The 17382-nt window shown below is 53.1% G+C and carries 14 protein-coding genes and 1 pseudogene; 11 read left to right on the top strand and 4 right to left on the bottom strand.

Annotation, left to right across the window (positions count from 1 at the left end):
* Positions 1 to 28 precede the first annotated feature (28 nt).
* From OGV89_RS14735 to fhuB, 5 genes are all read left to right on the top strand, one after another.
* Positions 29 to 1030: a fimbrial protein gene (locus OGV89_RS14735; protein WP_231592888.1), complete on the top strand. Its 1002-nt coding sequence runs from the start codon at positions 29 to 31 to the stop codon at positions 1028 to 1030.
* 210 nt (positions 1031 to 1240) lie between these two features.
* Positions 1241 to 3430, top strand: a complete 2190-nt coding sequence (gene fhuA, locus OGV89_RS14730) for a ferrichrome porin FhuA (RefSeq protein WP_139935110.1) — start codon at positions 1241 to 1243, stop codon at positions 3428 to 3430.
* A gap of 46 nt (positions 3431 to 3476) precedes the next feature.
* Positions 3477 to 4274, top strand: a complete 798-nt coding sequence (gene fhuC, locus OGV89_RS14725) for a Fe3+-hydroxamate ABC transporter ATP-binding protein FhuC (RefSeq protein ID WP_003837515.1) — start codon at positions 3477 to 3479, stop codon at positions 4272 to 4274.
* Positions 4274 to 5164 (top strand): Fe(3+)-hydroxamate ABC transporter substrate-binding protein FhuD, encoded by an 891-nt coding sequence (gene fhuD / locus OGV89_RS14720; protein WP_003837517.1) that lies wholly within the window; start codon positions 4274 to 4276, stop codon positions 5162 to 5164. Before fhuC ends, fhuD begins: the two co-directional genes overlap by 1 nt.
* Entirely contained in the window at positions 5161 to 7143 is a 1983-nt protein-coding gene (fhuB, locus tag OGV89_RS14715) for a Fe(3+)-hydroxamate ABC transporter permease FhuB (protein WP_003018589.1), read from the top strand. Before fhuD ends, fhuB begins: the two co-directional genes overlap by 4 nt.
* 114 nt (positions 7144 to 7257) lie before the next feature.
* On the opposite strand, the gene hemL is transcribed toward fhuB, so the two are convergent.
* On the bottom strand, positions 7258 to 8538 hold the full coding sequence (hemL, locus tag OGV89_RS14710) for a glutamate-1-semialdehyde 2,1-aminomutase (protein WP_003837523.1): 1281 nt from the start codon (positions 8536 to 8538) through the stop codon (positions 7258 to 7260).
* 168 nt (positions 8539 to 8706) lie between these two features.
* Between hemL and clcA the strand changes: the two genes are divergently transcribed.
* The 3 genes and pseudogenes from clcA to erpA all read left to right on the top strand — a co-directional run bounded on the left by clcA (position 8707) and on the right by erpA (position 10554).
* Positions 8707 to 10128, top strand: coding sequence for a H(+)/Cl(-) exchange transporter ClcA (clcA, locus tag OGV89_RS14705; RefSeq protein ID WP_003837525.1), 1422 nt, complete (start codon positions 8707 to 8709; stop codon positions 10126 to 10128).
* Positions 10129 to 10151: 23 nt separating this feature from the next.
* A pseudogene (gene yadW, locus OGV89_RS14700) lies at positions 10152 to 10217 on the top strand (small protein YadW).
* The gene (gene erpA / locus OGV89_RS14695; protein WP_003018581.1) at positions 10210 to 10554 is read left to right on the top strand and encodes an iron-sulfur cluster insertion protein ErpA; all 345 of its coding nucleotides are present in this window, start codon (positions 10210 to 10212) and stop codon (positions 10552 to 10554) included. Before yadW ends, erpA begins: the two are co-directional and overlap by 8 nt.
* A gap of 119 nt (positions 10555 to 10673) precedes the next feature.
* Here the strand turns inward: erpA and OGV89_RS14690 are convergent, their stop codons facing one another.
* Genes OGV89_RS14690 through mtnN form a run of 3 tightly spaced genes read right to left on the bottom strand, consistent with a single transcriptional unit; the run spans position 10674 to position 12826 of the window.
* On the bottom strand, positions 10674 to 11297 hold the full coding sequence (locus tag OGV89_RS14690) for a TRIC cation channel family protein (RefSeq protein ID WP_003018578.1): 624 nt from the start codon (positions 11295 to 11297) through the stop codon (positions 10674 to 10676).
* 37 nt (positions 11298 to 11334) lie between these two features.
* Positions 11335 to 12135, bottom strand: coding sequence for a vitamin B12 ABC transporter substrate-binding protein BtuF (gene btuF, locus OGV89_RS14685; RefSeq protein WP_003845800.1), 801 nt, complete (start codon positions 12133 to 12135; stop codon positions 11335 to 11337).
* Entirely contained in the window at positions 12128 to 12826 is a 699-nt protein-coding gene (mtnN, locus tag OGV89_RS14680) for a 5'-methylthioadenosine/S-adenosylhomocysteine nucleosidase (protein WP_003845802.1), read from the bottom strand. The genes btuF and mtnN overlap by 8 nt, the downstream gene beginning before the upstream one ends.
* Positions 12827 to 12909: 83 nt before the next feature.
* Here mtnN and dgt point away from each other — a divergent pair, with 83 nt between their 5' ends.
* The 3 genes from dgt to cdaR all read left to right on the top strand — a co-directional run bounded on the left by dgt (position 12910) and on the right by cdaR (position 17295).
* Positions 12910 to 14427, top strand: a complete 1518-nt coding sequence (gene dgt / locus OGV89_RS14675) for a dGTPase (protein WP_172750511.1) — start codon at positions 12910 to 12912, stop codon at positions 14425 to 14427.
* Positions 14428 to 14556: 129 nt separating this feature from the next.
* Positions 14557 to 15990 (top strand): serine endoprotease DegP, encoded by a 1434-nt coding sequence (degP, locus tag OGV89_RS14670; RefSeq protein ID WP_003018567.1) that lies wholly within the window; start codon positions 14557 to 14559, stop codon positions 15988 to 15990.
* A 147-nt stretch (positions 15991 to 16137) separates the two neighbouring features.
* The gene (gene cdaR / locus OGV89_RS14665; RefSeq protein WP_003018564.1) at positions 16138 to 17295 is read left to right on the top strand and encodes a DNA-binding transcriptional regulator CdaR; all 1158 of its coding nucleotides are present in this window, start codon (positions 16138 to 16140) and stop codon (positions 17293 to 17295) included.
* The last annotated feature ends 87 nt before the right edge of the window (positions 17296 to 17382 follow it).

Below are 17382 nucleotides of genomic sequence, written 5' to 3'. Positions count from 1 at the left end.
TGGCTTATGCATACGGAAATTGTCAGATATGAGTAAAAGGAACAAAAACATTTTCAGGGCTATGTTGATCATATTGATTTTAGCTGGAGCGGCGGCACCTGTTTATGCCGCCACATGCACCGGAAATCACCCGGAAAATGGCGCAATGACCTTTCAGCTACCGGCAAGCATCACTGTGGAGCCTGACGTATCAGTTGGTACGGTTATTTATGAGGGAAGCATTGAGAGCGGCCAAATCGATATGGATTGCCAGGATACTGGCAACAAATATAAAGGTTACGCAGTGTTAACGGATGCCGATGCCCGCAATGGAGTGCTGGAAGGCGTTTATCAGACTAGCGTTCCAGGTATAGGTATCCGCATGGCTGAAGCGGAAGAACGAACACCTACCTTTACCTCTGAGGATATCGTCACACCCATGCATTTTTATAGCTATGGAGCAAGCGGATGGAACAGTATTCATACAAAGTACCATGCGTCAATGCAGTTGGTTGTGACGGGCGACGTCGAGGATGGTTATCTTGATACCTCCCGGCTGACAGCGCAAGAGAAGTGGGGGAATGATGTGATAGCTCAGATATTGGTATCTCCCACCAGCATTCATATCCAGACTAATACCTGTAACCTGGAGGATAAAAATATCTACGTGCCGCTGAAGACGATTAATGTCGATAACTTTGACAGTCAATTTTCAGAAGTACTCACCGATAACAGTTTCAAAATCGAGATTTCTGATTGTCGGGCAGGTACCCAAATCGATTATAAGTTCAACAGTGCTGGTTCGACAGGCGTTACGGATGGCAATATTTTGGCTATCGCCAGTGGAGACAGCTCTGCCAGCGGTGTCGGTATCCAGATTCTGGACACGAACAATAATGTGCTGAGTTTTGATCAAACCTATACAGCTGTGAGCAGCACCAGCGCTAACGAAGTGGCAGAAATTCCGCTGAAGGCACGCTATGCCAAAACCGGCAATGTCAAAGCCGGGAAAGTGGACGCCGTCGCGACTTTTGAGGTCTTTTACCGCTAACGCCTTGCGACCCGCTGCGGCGGGTTGTCAGCGCTCTAACATTCCAGCCTAATTTATTAACCCTTTCTTTTCATCTGGTTATTTCTTAACCCCTCAGTTTTAGTAGGGGCGCGTATTGCTTGCTATCTCGCCAGAGTTTCGAATATTATGCTGTCGTTATAATAATAATTCTCGTTTACGTTATCATTCACTTTCATCAGAGAAATACCAATGGCGCGTCTTAAAACTGCTCAGCCAAGTTCATCACTGCGTAAAATCGCAGTAGTGGTAGCCACAGCGGTTAGCGGCATGTCTGTCTATGCACAGGCGGCGGTTGACCCGAAAGAAGAAACCATCACCGTAACTGCAGCACCTGCCACACAAGAAAGCGCATGGGGGCCAGCTCCGACTATTGCTGCTAAGCGTTCCGCCACTGCGACCAAGACTGATACGCCTATAGAAAAGACACCACAGTCTGTTTCGGTAGTGACCAACGAAGAGATGCAAATGCATCAATTCCAGTCGGTGAAAGAGGCTCTGGGATATACGCCTGGTGTGACTGTTAACAGTCGTGGCGCATCTAACACCTATGATTTTGTGATTATCCGTGGTTTCTCTTCCGTCGGCCTGAGCCAGAATAACTATCTGGATGGACTGAAATTGCAGGGTAACTTCTATAACGATGCGGTTATTGATCCCTACATGCTTGAACGTGTTGAGTTGATGCGTGGCCCAACGTCTGTACTCTATGGTAAGAGCAATCCTGGCGGCATCATCTCTATGGTCAGCAAGCGCCCGACCACAGAGCCGTTAAAAGAAATTCAGTTCAAAATGGGGTCGGACAATTTGTTCCAGACCGGTTTTGATTTTAGTGATGCGCTGGATGACAACGGGGAATTTTCCTACCGTTTAACCGGGCTGGCGCGCTCAACAAATGAGCAGCAGCAGGGTTCTGAATCACAGCGTTATACGATCGCGCCTTCCTTCTCATGGCGTCCTGATGACAAAACCAACTTTACGTTCCTGTCCTATTTCCAGAACGAACCGGAAACAGGTTACTACGGTTGGTTACCAAAAGAAGGCACCGTTGAACCGCTGCCAAACGGCAAGCGTTTGCCGACTGATTTCAATGAAGGTGCCTCAAACAATACTTATTCCCGCAATCAGAAAATGGTGGGATACAGCTTTGAGCATGGCTTTAACGATACATTTACCGTTCGCCAGAACCTGCGCTTTACTGAAATGAAGACGTCGCAGCAGAGTGTATACGGCACCGGGATCGCTTCCGATGGCCATACATTGAACCGTGGAACGGTCGTGGATGATGAGCGCCTGCAAAACTTTAGCGTCGATACGCAACTGGAAAGCAAATTTGCTACCGGTGCTGTGGAACATACTTTGTTAACTGGTGTTGATTTCATGCGCATGCGTAATGATATCAATGCTGCGTTTGGTAGTGCGCCACCCATTGATCTTAACGGCAACTATGACCCTGAGTATTTTGCATTTGGTGATACCGAACCGTATCAGATGAATGAAACCAAACAGACTGGTATCTACGTTCAGGATCAGGCTGAGTGGAATAAGTGGGTGTTTACCGTCGGCGGTCGCTACGACTGGTCTCAGCAAGCTACAACAATACGCCAGAACTCTTATACGCCAACGGAAGGATATATTGAGCGTAATGATCACCAGTTCACCTGGCGTGGTGGTGTAAACTACCTGTTTGATAATGGGATTACGCCCTATATCAGCTACAGTCAGTCGTTTGAACCGAGTTCATTTGACTTGTGGAGCGTGCCACGCGTTTCCTATGAGCCGTCCAAAGGCGAGCAGTATGAAGCCGGGATTAAGTATGTACCGAAAGATCTGCCGATTGTCGTCACCGGTGCGGTTTATCAGTTGACGAAAACCAATAATCTGACTGCTGATCCAACGAATCCACTGGCTCAGGTTCCTGCCGGTGAAATCCGTGCTCGTGGTGTTGAACTGGAAGCTAAAGCGGCGCTTACCGCGAATATCAACATGACTGCGTCTTATACCTATACCGATGCGGAATACACGAAAGACACCAATCTTAAGGGAAATACACCTGAGCAGGTGCCAGAACAAATGGCTTCTCTGTGGGGTGATTACACCTTCTATGAAGGTCCGTTATCTGGCCTGACGCTGGGTACCGGTGGGCGCTTTATTGGTTCAAGCTATGGCGATCCAGCAAATACCTTTAAGGTGGGTAGCGCAGCAGTCATGGATGCTGTTGTAAAATACGATTTAGCGCGTTTCGGTATGGCTGGCTCCAGTATTGCGGTTAACGTTAATAACTTGCTTGATCGTGAATACGTCGCCAGCTGCTTCCAGACCTATGGCTGCTTCTGGGGCGCAGAACGTCAGGTCGTTGCAACCGCAACCTTCCGTTTCTAATTTCTATTGGGCACGCTTTGCGTGCCCGTTTTACAAGTTGGCTGCTATGCAGGAAAACAGATCCCATCCCGACACTACTTTTGCGTTGCGTAATGTCTCCTTTCGTGTGCCTGGCCGCACGCTTTTGCATCCTCTCTCATTAACTTTTCCTGTGGGTAAAGTGACCGGCCTTATCGGCCACAACGGTTCCGGAAAATCGACGTTATTGAAAATGCTGGGACGTCATCAGCCGCCGTCAGAAGGTGAAATCCTGCTCGACGAACAGCCGCTGGAGAACTGGAGCAGTAAAGCGTTTGCCCGCAAGGTCGCCTATCTGCCGCAGCAGTTGCCGCAGGCCGAAGGGATGACTGTGTGCGAACTGGTGGCGATTGGCCGCTATCCGTGGCACGGAGCGCTGGGACGTTTTGGCGTTGCCGACAGAGAGAAAGTAGAAGAGGCGATTTCGCTGGTTGGCTTAAAACCGCTGGCGCACCGTTTGGTTGATAGTCTGTCCGGCGGAGAACGCCAGCGCGCGTGGATTGCCATGCTGGTAGCGCAGGACAGCCGCTGTCTGCTGCTTGATGAACCGACTTCCGCGCTGGATATCGCTCATCAGGTTGACGTACTGGCACTGGTGCATCGCTTAAGTCAGCAGCGCGGGCTGACGGTGATTGCGGTGCTGCATGATATCAACATGGCGGCCCGCTACTGTGATTACTTAGTTGCGCTGCGCGGTGGTGAAATGATTGCACAAGGGACGCCTGCTGAACTGATGCGCAGTGAAACTCTGGAACAGATTTACGGTATCCCGATGGGCATTTTGCCGCATCCGGCCGGTGCCGCACCCGTGAGTTTTGTCTATTAATGATTGAATTACATCATATTACCCGTCGGCGGCTGCTTGCGGCGATGGCGCTGTCGCCGCTGCTGTGGCGGATGAATACGGCGCACGCTGCGGCGGTTGATACGCAGCGCATTGTGGCGCTGGAATGGCTACCGGTAGAGCTATTGCTGGCGCTGGGTATTACGCCGTATGGCATTGCCGATATCCCTAACTACAAGCTGTGGGTCAGTGAGCCCCCGTTGCCGGATTCTGTGATTGATGTCGGGCTACGTACGGAGCCCAATCTCGAACTGTTGACCGAAATGAAACCCTCGTTTTTGCTGTGGTCGGCAGGCTATGGTCCTTCCCCTGAAAAGCTGGCGCGGATTGCGCCTGGCCGGGGATTTAACTTCAGTGACGGTAAAAAGCCGCTGGCCGTTGCGCGACAATCGCTACAGGAAATGGCGCAATTGTTCAATCTGCAAGCCTCTGCTGAACGCCATCTGACCGAGTACGATCGTTTTATCGCCAGCCTGAAACCGCGCTTCATTCAACGTGGCGCGCGCCCTGTACTTCTCACTTCCCTGCTCGATTCACGACATATGCTGGTGTTTGGCCCAAACAGCCTGTTTCAGGACGTGCTGGATGATTATGGGATCCCCAACGCCTGGCAGGGCGAGACAAACTTTTGGGGCAGCACTGCCGTGAGTATTGACCGTCTGGCTGCTTATAAGGATGTCGATGTGCTGTGTTTTGACCACGGCAACGATAAAGAGATGGCTGCGCTGATGTCTACGCCATTATGGCAGGCGATGCCGTTTGTTCGCAGCGGACGTTTTCAGCGTGTGCCTGCCGTCTGGTTCTATGGTGCCACGCTCTCGGCGATGCATTTTGCCCGCATTCTGGATAATGCGCTGGGAGGCAAAGCGTGAGTAAACGAATTGCGCTGTTCCCAACGCTTCTTCTGGCGGTTCTGTTTGTCGCTGCCTGTTGGCTGACCTGGGTTAACTTCTCTGTTGCGCTACCGCGCAGTCAGTGGCAACAGGCTATCTGGTCACCGGATATCAATGCTATTGAGCAGATGGTTTTCCACTACAGTCTGCTGCCGAGGCTGGCGATTTCGCTGTTGGTCGGTGCCGGGCTGGGGCTGGTCGGTGTCTTGTTTCAGCAGGTGCTGCGTAACCCACTGGCAGAACCCACTACGTTAGGTGTCGCAACCGGGGCGCAGTTGGGCATTACGGTTACCACGCTGTGGGCTATTCCCGGTGCGCTGACCACGCAATTTGCGGCACTGGCGGGAGCATGTGTTGTTGGGGCTCTGGTGTTTGGCGTTGCCTGGGGCAAACGTCTTTCTCCGGTGACGTTAATCCTTGCCGGGCTGGTGGTCAGCCTGTACTGCGGGGCAATTAACCAGTTGATGGTTATCTTCCATCACGATCAACTGCAAAGCATGTTTTTATGGAGCAGCGGTACGCTAACGCAGACCGACTGGAGCGGCGTACAGCGTCTGTGGCCGCAACTGCTGGGCGGTGTGATGCTGACGCTGTTGTTATTACGCCCAATGACGCTGATGGGACTGGATGACGGTGTGGCGCGTAACCTCGGTCTGGCGCTGTCGCTGGCACGTCTGGCGGCGTTATCGCTGGCCATTGTTATCAGCGCCTTACTGGTTAACGCGGTTGGGATTATCGGCTTTATTGGCCTGTTTGCACCGCTGTTGGCGAAAATGCTCGGCGCGCGTCGTCTGCTGGCGCGTCTGATGTTGGCCCCGCTGATTGGTGCGTTGATCCTCTGGCTCTCCGACCAAATCATTCTGTGGCTGACCCGCGTATGGATGGAAGTTTCCACTGGTTCGGTGACGGCGCTGATTGGCGCGCCATTGCTGCTGTGGCTGTTGCCGCGCCTTAGAAGTATGAGCGCGCCGGATATGAATGCCAGTAACCGCATCGCTGCTGAGCGCCAGAATGTACTGATGTTTGCCCTGGCGGGCGGGGCGATATTGCTGCTTACCGTTATTGTGGCGCTCGCGTTTGGCCGCGATGCTCACGGCTGGACATGGGCCAGCGGCGCGATGCTGGATGAGCTCATGCCCTGGCGCTGGCCGCGTGTTCTGGCAGCGCTGATTGCCGGGGTAATGTTAGCGGTAGCTGGCTGTATTATTCAGCGTCTGACCGGAAATCCAATGGCCAGTCCGGAAGTATTAGGAATTAGCTCCGGGGCGGCATTTGGCGTGGTGCTAATGTTATTTCTGGTCCCCGGCAATGCCTTTGGCTGGCTGCTGCCGGCCGGGAGCCTCGGTGCGGCAGCCACCTTGCTTATCATTATGATTGCCGCCGGGCGCGGGGGCTTTTCACCGCACCGCATGTTGCTGGCAGGGATGGCGCTCAGCACGGCGTTTACAATGCTGCTGATGATGCTGCAGGCCAGCGGCGATCCGCGTATGGCGGGGGTGCTAACCTGGATCTCCGGCTCAACTTATAACGCGAGTGGCGAACAGGTGCTGCGCACCGGGATTGTAATGGTCATCCTGCTGGCGATGACGCCGCTGTGCCGCCGTTGGCTGACAATTTTACCGCTTGGCGGCGATACGGCGCGGGCTGTCGGTATGGCTATTACGCCATCACGCGTGGGGTTACTGCTGCTGGCGGCAGGGCTGACGGCGACAGCCACTATGACCATTGGACCGTTGAGCTTTGTCGGGCTGATGGCGCCGCATATTGCCCGGATGATGGGTTTTCGTCGGGCGATGCCGCATATGCTGATTTCAGCGCTGGCGGGTGGCGTGTTGCTGGTCTTTGCTGACTGGTGCGGCAGGATGGTGTTGTTTCCGTATCAGATCCCGGCGGGATTACTGTCGACGTTTATTGGCGCGCCGTACTTTATCTATTTGTTGAGAAAGCAGAGCCGCTGAGGCTGATTCTTTTCATGTAGGCCGGATAAGACGCTTTGCGTCGCCATCCGGCAATAAAAAAGCCGGGTGGCGGCTTCGCCTTACCCGGCCTACGTTGCTTCTGGACGTTCTCCTTTACAGTTTCGCAAACACCCGGCGCGCGGCGTCGATGGTGTTATTGATATCTTCTTCACTGTGCGCCACGGACATAAAGCCTGCTTCGAACGCGGACGGCGCCAGATAAATTCCTTCATCCAGCATCATGTGGAAGAAACGCTTGAAGCGTTCAACGTCGCATGCCATCACATCCTGATAGCAGGTTACGGTTTCTGCATCAGTGAAGAAAATCCCGAACATCCCGCCTACATGGTTAACTACCAGCGGAATATTCGCTTCTTCGGCAGCTTCCAGCAGACCCTCCGCCAGACGCGTCGTCAGTTCGTTCAGCGTTTCATGAATACCCGGCTGGGCGACTTCGGTCAGACAGGCATAACCTGCCGCCATCGCGATTGGGTTACCGGAAAGCGTCCCCGCCTGGTAAACCGGTCCGGTCGGCGCCAGTGCGTCCATCACATCGCGACGGCCTCCGAATGCGCCAACGGGCATTCCGCCACCGATGATTTTGCCAAGACAAGTCAGATCCGGCACGACGCCGTAATAATCCTGTGCACCGGCCAGCGCCACGCGGAAGCCAGTCATCACTTCATCGATGATCAACAGCGCGCCAAACTCATCGCATAGCGCACGCAGGCCCGGCAGGAATTCCGGCAGCGGCGGGATGCAGTTCATGTTGCCTGCGACCGGCTCAACAATGATGCAGGCGATCTCCTGCGGATATTGTTCAAATGCCGCACGTACTGAAGCGAGATCGTTATAGGTGCAGGTCAGGGTGTGTTTCGCGAAATCAGCCGGAACGCCCGGGGAGTTAGGCTGACCCAGCGTTAACGCGCCGGAACCCGCTTTGACCAGCAGACAGTCGGCATGACCGTGGTAGCAGCCTTCAAATTTGATGATCTTATCGCGACCGGTGAAACCGCGCGCCAGACGGATTGCGCTCATAGTCGCTTCCGTGCCGGAGTTCACCATGCGCACCATGTCCATGGTCGGCACGAGTTCAGTGACCAGCTCCGCCATTTTCACTTCCATTTCGGTCGGTGCGCCAAAGCTTAAACCGCGCTCCGCAGCTTCAATCACCGCATTACGGATTGCCGGGTGATTATGGCCCAGCACCATCGGTCCCCAGGAACCGACGTAGTCAACATAGGCTTTACCATCGACATCGTACAGATACGCGCCGTCGGCTTTTTCGATAAACAGCGGAGTACCACCCACGCCAGTAAAGGCGCGAACGGGGGAGTTAACGCCGCCAGGGATAAGTTCGCGTGCTGCGCTGTAGAGATTTTCAGACTTACTCATGGATGGGGTCCTGGTTCGTAGAAAAAGTAAATGCCCGCTATTCTAGTTATTCAGAGAAGGTTATGAAAGTTTTACGCATTTGAAACAATACGATTTGCAGGGGATTTTCGTGAAATGTGCGAGTAGAATGCCGATTCCGTATTTGTATTACCAATTAATGATCATCTGATGAAGACAGACACTCCCTCTTTTGAAGCACAACAAATTGTGCGTTTACGCCGCAGGGATCAAATCCGTCGACTCCTGGAACGAGACAAAACGCCGTTGGCGATCCTGTTGATGGCTGCCGTAGTGGGTACAGTGACAGGGCTTGTTGGCGTGGCATTTGAGAAAGCGGTGACCTGGGTGCAGAATCAGCGCATTGGCGCGCTGGCTCAGGTTGCGGACCATGCCATTCTGCTGTGGCCGCTGGCATTTATTCTCTCTGCGTTGCTGGCGATGGTTGGCTACTTTCTGGTGCGTAAGTTTGCGCCGGAAGCCGGTGGTTCGGGGATCCCAGAGATTGAAGGCGCGCTGGAAGAGCTGCGGCCTGTGCGCTGGTGGCGCGTACTGCCGGTGAAATTTTTCGGCGGTATGGGCACGCTGGGTGCCGGTATGGTGCTCGGGCGAGAAGGACCGACCGTGCAGATCGGTGGTAACCTCGGGCGCATGGTGCTGGATATTTTCCGCATGCGTAGCGCAGAAGCGCGACATACCTTATTGGCGACCGGTGCGGCAGCGGGCCTTTCGGCGGCGTTTAACGCTCCGCTGGCGGGGATCCTGTTCATTATTGAAGAGATGCGCCCGCAGTTTCGCTATAACCTTGTCTCGATCAAAGCCGTGTTTACCGGCGTCATCATGTCGAGCATTGTGTTTCGTGTTTTCAACGGCGAGGCACCGCTTATTGAAGTTGGGAAGCTCTCCAATGCGCCGGTGAACACGCTGTGGTTGTATATGGTCCTGGGGATTATTTTTGGCTGTGTCGGGCCATTTTTCAACACTATGGTGTTGCGGACTCAGGATATGTTCCAGCGTTTCCATGGCGGCGATCTCAAAAAATGGGTGCTGATGGGCGGTGCGATCGGCGGTCTGTGCGGGATTCTTGGCTTAATTACACCTGAAGCGGCTGGAGGCGGGTTTAACCTGATACCTATCGCTGCGGCAGGGAATTTCAGCGTTGGTTTACTGCTGTTTATCTTTATTGCCCGCGTCATTACCACGCTGCTGTGCTTCTCGTCCGGCGCGCCCGGCGGGATATTTGCCCCGATGCTGGCATTAGGCACGTTGCTTGGCACCGCGTTCGGTATGGCGGCAGCGGCCTCTTTTCCGCATTATCATCTGGAGGCCGGAACCTTCGCCATCGCCGGAATGGGAGCATTGTTGGCGGCGTCGGTAAGGGCGCCGCTCACCGGTATTGTGCTGGTGCTGGAGATGACCGATAACTATCAGCTCATTTTGCCAATGATTATTACCTGTCTTGGCGCAACACTATTAGCCCAATTTATGGGCGGAAAGCCGCTATACTCGACTATCCTTGCCCGTACGCTGGCAAAACAGGAAGCGGAGCAGGCGGCTAAAAGCCAGGGTACAGCCGCTGGCGAGAATACTTGAACGAAATACCAGGGTATTAGATAATGGCCTTAACCATTGGGTTATAATTTGCCCAATTGCCAATGTCGTTTGGAGCAAAATATGAGTGATGACGTAGCGCTGCCACTGCAATTTACTGAAGCAGCAGCCAATAAAGTAAAAAGCCTGATCGCTGACGAAGATAACCCGAATCTGAAATTACGTGTGTATATCACCGGCGGTGGTTGCAGCGGTTTCCAGTACGGTTTCACCTTTGACGATCAGGTGAACGATGGTGATATGACCATTGAGAAACAAGGTGTTGGTCTGGTGGTTGACCCGATGAGCCTGCAATATCTGGTGGGTGGCGCGGTTGACTATACCGAAGGTCTGGAAGGTTCCCGCTTCGTTGTGACTAACCCGAATGCGAAAAGCACCTGCGGGTGTGGTTCTTCTTTCAGCATCTGATTGCTGTCTGTAATACCAGTGGTCTGATGGTGTAGGCCCGGTAAGCGTAGCACCACCGGGCAATGTGCCGGATGGCGGCGTAAACGCCTTATCCGGCCTACATATTCTGCATCATCATGTCAACGTCCGTTATCATCCAGCGCAAACGTCGGTAATTTCAAATGCCAGCGAATGGCGGCAAGCCGAATCAGCAGGGTGACAATCATCCCCATCATACTGGCGTTTTCCAGTGAAACATCAAAGGTATAAAACGCCGTCGCATGCACGATCCCGCCGATAATACAGGCTGTGGCGTAGATCTCGGTACGCAAAATCATCGGGACTTCACGTGCTAATACATCGCGAATGATCCCACCGCCGACGCCGGTAATCACCCCCATACAAATCGCCACCAAGGGGCCTGTTCCTGCGAGAAAGGCCTTGTTGACGCCAATACCCACGAACACCGCCAGGCCAACGGCATCGAGTACCGGAAGGATCCATTTCGGCAGGCGTCTTGGCTGCCGTACCAACAGGATCGTCAGCATGCTGGTGATCATCGCCACGACCAGATCGGTTGGATCTTTAACCCAAAAAACCGGTCCATTATCCAGCGCCATATCGCGGATCGTGCCACCTCCGACGGCGGTAACCACGCCGAGGACCAGGACGCCAAACGGATCCATACGTAATTTTCCGGCCAGTAATACGCCAGAGATTGCAAATACCGCGGTGCCGACAATATCAAGCCAATAGACGAGCATTTTTAAATCCTCACAACAGACCTGGTGGGGGCAGGCGCTAATTTATCTGTGAAAGCGCATTACAGAGTTGTTTTGCGGCGAGGATAATACGCGGGCTCGCGCGTTCGAACCAGTCACTATTAAGTGTAATAACGGGTATTTTTAGCTGGTTTCCCCAGTATTGCTCAATTTTCAGAGTTTCGCCCGGACCGCCGGTTGCAACAATAGCCTGGGGGGCTCGTGCCAGGACCTGCTCACGGCTAACCTGCGGCCAGGGAACCCGGCTACCGGCAAAGATGTTTTCTCCGCCGCATACCTCAAGAACTTCGTGCTGAATAGAACCTTTTCCACTGGTAAACAGAGGATTGGCACCAAACTGGAGAAACACGCGTTTTTTCGGTTTGTTGGCATACTGAGATTTAAGTAAAGCATAGTCATCAAGCATGGTTTGCGCCGCCTGTTTAGCTTGTTCAGGCTTGGGGCTCCACGCAGCCAACTGGCGTAGCGCATCGGCAACCTGCTCAATGGTAACGGCGTCCACCCAGATGACCTTAATTCCCAGGGAGGTCAGTTGATTCACCTGCCGCTCAGCATTTCCCCCGCGCCAGGCGATGACCAAATCAGGCTTCAGCGCCACAATACGCTCAAGATTCATACCTTGCCATGTTGAGACCTCTTCAATATTTTTGGCTTCTGGCGGGTAGTTTGAGTAGCTGCTGACGCCAACTGGGGTAATGCCTGCGGCAAAAGCAAGTTCGGTATTGGCAGGAGAAAGCGTTACAACACGCGGTGCGGCGTAAAGGAACGCCGGGAGAGTGAAAAGCAGGGCGACCAGCGCCCTGGAGAATAATTTAGCCATGCGCCAGTTTCTGCACCAGCGTTTCAACCATCAGGCTTGACTGCTTCGCGGCAACCACCAGGAATTCGTCAAAGCTGAGATGGGACTGCTGATCGGCAACGTCAGAGATAGCGCGAACCACGACAAATGGCACCTTAAAGTTGTGGCAAACGTGCGCAATTGCGGTCGCTTCCATCTCAACGGCAATCGCCTGCGGGAAGTTATGCTTAATTTTAGCCAGCCCCACGGAACCATTAATGAATGCATCGCCGCTGACGATAAGTCCGCGAACAGCGTTCAGATTGAGTTTGGCGATGCAAGATTCTGCGGCTGCAATCAACGCAGGATCGGCTTTAAAACCAGCCGGGCAACCCGGTAGCTGACCAAATTCATAACCAAAGGCAGTGACGTCGGCGTCGTGATAGCGCGCTTCATCAGAAACTACGATATCGCCGACTTTCAGCGTAGAGGCCAGGCCGCCCGCGGAACCGGTATTAATGATGGCGTCCGGCTTGCAGCGTTCAAGCAGCAGCGTAGCGCCGAGCGCCGCAGCCACTTTACCGATACCTGATTTCAGAAGCGCAACCTCAGTACCGTTCAGTTGGCCGGTGTAAATTTCACAACCGCCGAGCGTGATGGTCTGACGGTTTTCGATTTTGTCACGCAGCAGCGTAACTTCTTCTTCCATTGCACCAATGATGCCGATTTTCATAGATTTACTCGCGATAAGCCAGATTTGAGGGCATAGTCTATCATGCGCTTAAGGGGTAGCGCATTTCTCAGGCGGGAGAGGATATGGTACAGATCGATTTCCGAAAAAAAATAAACTGGCATCGCCGTTACCGTTCGCCGCAGGGCGTGAAGACGGAGCATGAGATCCTGCGAATTTTTGAAAGCGATCGTGGACGTATTATCAATTCTCCGGCTATTCGCCGGCTGCAGCAAAAAACCCAGGTCTTTCCGCTGGAGCGTAACGCGGCGGTGCGTACACGTCTGACGCACTCGATGGAAGTTCAGCAGGTTGGGCGCTATATCGCGAAAGAGATCCTCAGTCGGCTGAAAGAGCTAAAGCTGCTGGAGCAGTATGGTCTGGAGGAACTGACGGGACCGTTTGAGAGTATCGTCGAAATGTCGTGCCTGATGCATGACATTGGTAATCCTCCGTTTGGCCATTTTGGGGAAGCGGCGATTAATGACTGGTTTCGCCAGCGGTTGTATCCCGCCGACGCGGAAAGTCAGCCCCTGAGTGATGACCGCTGCCAGGTGACGGCATTACGTTTGCGTGAAGGTGAAGAGTCGCTGAATGATATTCGCCGCAAGGTGCGCCAGGACTTGTGTCATTTTGAAGGCAATGCGCAGGGTATTCGTCTGGTGCATACTTTAATGCGTATGAACCTTACCTGGGCGCAGGTTGGCGGTATTCTAAAATATACCCGTCCGGCATGGTGGCGCGGCAGTGCACCCGAGACGCACAACTATTTAATGAAGAAGCCTGGTTATTACCTTTCCGAGGAACCGTATATTGAGCGGTTACGTAAAGAATTATCATTAGCACCTTACAGTCGTTTTCCATTAACCTGGATTATGGAAGCTGCCGATGATATCTCATATTGCGTGGCCGACCTGGAAGATGCCGTTGAGAAAAGAATCTTTAGCGTCGAGCAACTTTACCATCATCTGCATGAAGCGTGGGGGCATCACGAAAAAGGCTCTCTGTTTAGTCAGGTTGTTGAGAACGCCTGGGAAAAATCACGTTCAAATACATTAAGTCGCAGCACCGAAGATCAGTTCTTTATGTATTTACGCGTCAATACGCTGAATAAACTGGTTCCGTATGCGGCCCAGCGGTTTATTGATAATTTGCCGCAGATTTATGAAGGCAGCTTTAATCATGCGCTGTTAGAAGATGCCAGTAGCTTCAGCCAGTTACTGGGCGTTTATAAGAATGTGGCGGTAAAACATGTGTTTAGCCATCCGGATGTTGAGCAACTGGAATTACAGGGCTATCGGGTGATCAGCGGGTTGCTGGAGATCTATCAACCGTTATTGAAAATGTCTCAGTCAGATTTTACTGAACTGGTCGACAATGAAAGAGTAAAACGTTTTCCTATCGAGTCGCGTTTATTTCAGAAGTTGTCTACCCGCCATCGTCTTGCGTATGTTGAGGCGGTTAGTAAAATATCGACGGAGTGCGCTGAGTATTCGGTTCTGGAATATTATTATCGCTGCCGGTTGATCCAGGATTATATCAGCGGGATGACAGATTTGTATGCCTGGGATGAATATCGTCGCTTGATGGCCGTAGAACAATAAATACTCATTTGTAAAGACGGCCAATAAAATTTTACTTTTTCCTTAAACTCAATTCTGGAACTTAGCGTTATAAAACGAATCTGACGTATACAGCAATTTTGCGTTACCTGTTAATCGAGAACGAAACACATGAAAAAAACCACATTAGCAATGAGTGCACTGGCTCTGAGTTTAGGTTTGGCGTTGTCCCCCCTGTCTGCAACTGCGGCTGAGACGTCGTCTTCAGCAATGACCGCCCAACAGATGCCAAGCCTGGCCCCGATGCTCGAAAAAGTGATGCCATCGGTGGTAAGTATTAACGTCGAGGGGAGCACGACGGTGAATACGCCGCGTATGCCGCGTAATTTCCAGCAGTTCTTTGGTGATAATTCACCGTTCTGCCAGGACGGATCTCCGTTCCAGAGTTCACCGTTCTGCCAGGGCGGCGCACCGGGCGCTGGTAACGGCGGCGGCCAGCAGCAGAAATTTATGGCGCTGGGTTCCGGCGTAATTATTGATGCTGCGAAAGGGTATGTCGTGACCAACAACCACGTGGTGGATAACGCTACGGTAATTAAGGTTCAGTTGAGCGATGGCCGTAAATTTGACGCGAAGATCGTGGGCAAAGATCCACGCTCCGATATCGCGCTGATCCAAATTCAGGATCCGAAAAACTTGACGGCGATTAAGCTGGCAGACTCCGACGCGCTGCGCGTGGGGGATTACACCGTAGCAATCGGTAACCCGTTTGGCCTCGGTGAGACCGTGACCTCCGGCATCGTTTCTGCTCTGGGCCGTAGCGGCCTGAATGCGGAGAACTATGAAAACTTTATTCAGACGGATGCTGCGATCAACCGGGGTAACTCCGGTGGCGCGCTGGTCAATCTGAACGGTGAGCTGATCGGCATTAACACCGCGATCCTCGCGCCGGACGGCGGTAACATCGGTATCGGTTTTGCAATCCCAAGCAATATGGTGAAAAACCTGACTTCACAGATGGTTGAGTTTGGTCAGGTTAAACGTGGTGAGCTGGGTATTATGGGGACCGAACTGAGCTCTGAGCTGGCGAAAGCGATGAAAGTTGACGCTCAGCGTGGCGCATTCGTCAGCCAGGTAATGCCGAACTCTTCCGCAGCGAAAGCCGGTATTAAAGCCGGGGATGTGATTACCTCCCTGAACGGCAAACCTATCAGCAGCTTCGCCGCCCTGCGTGCGCAGGTGGGTACGATGCCGGTCGGCAGCAAAATCACCCTGGGTCTGCTGCGTGACGGTAAGCCGGTCACCGTGAACCTGGAATTGCAGCAGAGCAGCCAGACTCAGGTTGATTCCAGCTCTATCTTCAAAGGCATTGAAGGTGCCGATATGAGCAACAAAGGCCAGGATAAAGGTGTCGTGGTAAGCGACGTGAAACCGAATTCTCCGGCTGCACAGATCGGCCTGAAGAAAGGGGATGTGATTATCGGTGCGAATCAGCAGCCGGTGAAAAACATCGCCGAATTGCGCAAAATCCTCGACAGCAAACCCGCTGTGCTGGCGCTGAACATTCAGCGTGGCGACAGCTCCATCTATCTGTTGATGCAGTAATCTCCCTCAACCCCTTCCTGTACAGGAAGGGGTTCTTTTTGTGATACCTCCCACAACTCCATATTTCTCCCTTCCGCTTTGTGCATTTGCACAATGTCGCCGCTTATTATCTTCCCTATGCTTGAGCTCTGCTCACAGGAGGGGTTTATGGCTGGCTGGCATCTTGATACCAAAATGGCGCAGGATATCGTGGCGCGAACCATGCGCATCATTGATACCAATATCAACGTAATGGATGCCCGTGGGCGGATCATTGGCAGTGGCGATCGCGAACGCATTGGTGAATTGCACGAAGGTGCGCTGTTGGTACTTTCGCAGGGCCGGGTGGTGGACATTGACGATGCAGTGGCGAGGCATTTGCACGGCGTGCGTCAGGGGATAAACCTGCCGTTGCGTCTGGAAGGCGAAATCGTTGGCGTTATCGGGCTTACCGGTGAACCGGAACATCTACGTAAATACGGCGAGCTGGTGTGCATGACAGCCGAAATGATGCTGGAGCAGTCGCGCCTGATGCATCTGTTAGCGCAGGATAGCCGCCTGCGTGAAGAGCTGGTGATGAATCTGATTCAGGCGGAAGAGAATACCCCGGCGCTGATGGAGTGGGCGCAACGTTTAGGCATTGATTTGAACCAGCCGCGCGTGGTGGCAGTGGTAGAGGTTGATAGTGGCCAGCTTGGCGTTGACAGCGCGATGGCGGAGCTACAGCAATTGCAGAACGCGTTGACTACGCCTGAACGTAATAATCTGATTGCGATTGTTTCCCTGACCGAGATGGTGGTGCTGAAACCGGCGCTCAATCAGTTTGGTCGCTGGGACGCGGAAGATCACCGCAAGCGTGTCGAGCAGCTCATTGCTCGCATGAAAGAGAACGGACAGCTGCGTTTTCGCGTGTCGCTGGGCAACTATTTTACCGGGCCAGGCAGTATTGCCCGTTCGTATCGTACGGCGCGCACGACCATGATGGTCGGCAAGCAACGGATGCCGGAAAGCCGTAGCTATTTCTACCAGGATTTGATGCTGCCAGTTCTGCTGGACAGCCTGCGCGGCGGCTGGCAGGCCAACGAGCTGGCGCGTCCGCTGGTACGGCTGAAAGCAATGGATAACAACGGCTTACTGCGTCGAACATTAGCGGCGTGGTTTCGGCATAACGTTCAGCCGCTGGCGACCTCAAAAGCGTTATTTATCCACCGTAATACGCTGGAATATCGCCTGAACCGAATTTCAGAGCTGACCGGGCTGGATTTAGGGAATTTTGACGACCGACTGCTGCTGTATGTCGCGCTACAACTGGATGAGCAGCATTAATTCCTTGCCTGTTGGCGCTACGCTTATCAGGCAAAATGCCGGGGGGCGGCTTCGCCTTACCCGGCCTACGAACACATTCACTCGCGG

Source organism: Citrobacter sp. Cf125, assembly GCF_030333935.1.
Taxonomy (GTDB): domain Bacteria; phylum Pseudomonadota; class Gammaproteobacteria; order Enterobacterales; family Enterobacteriaceae; genus Citrobacter; species Citrobacter freundii.
This window is presented reverse-complemented; position numbering and strand designations above follow the sequence as displayed.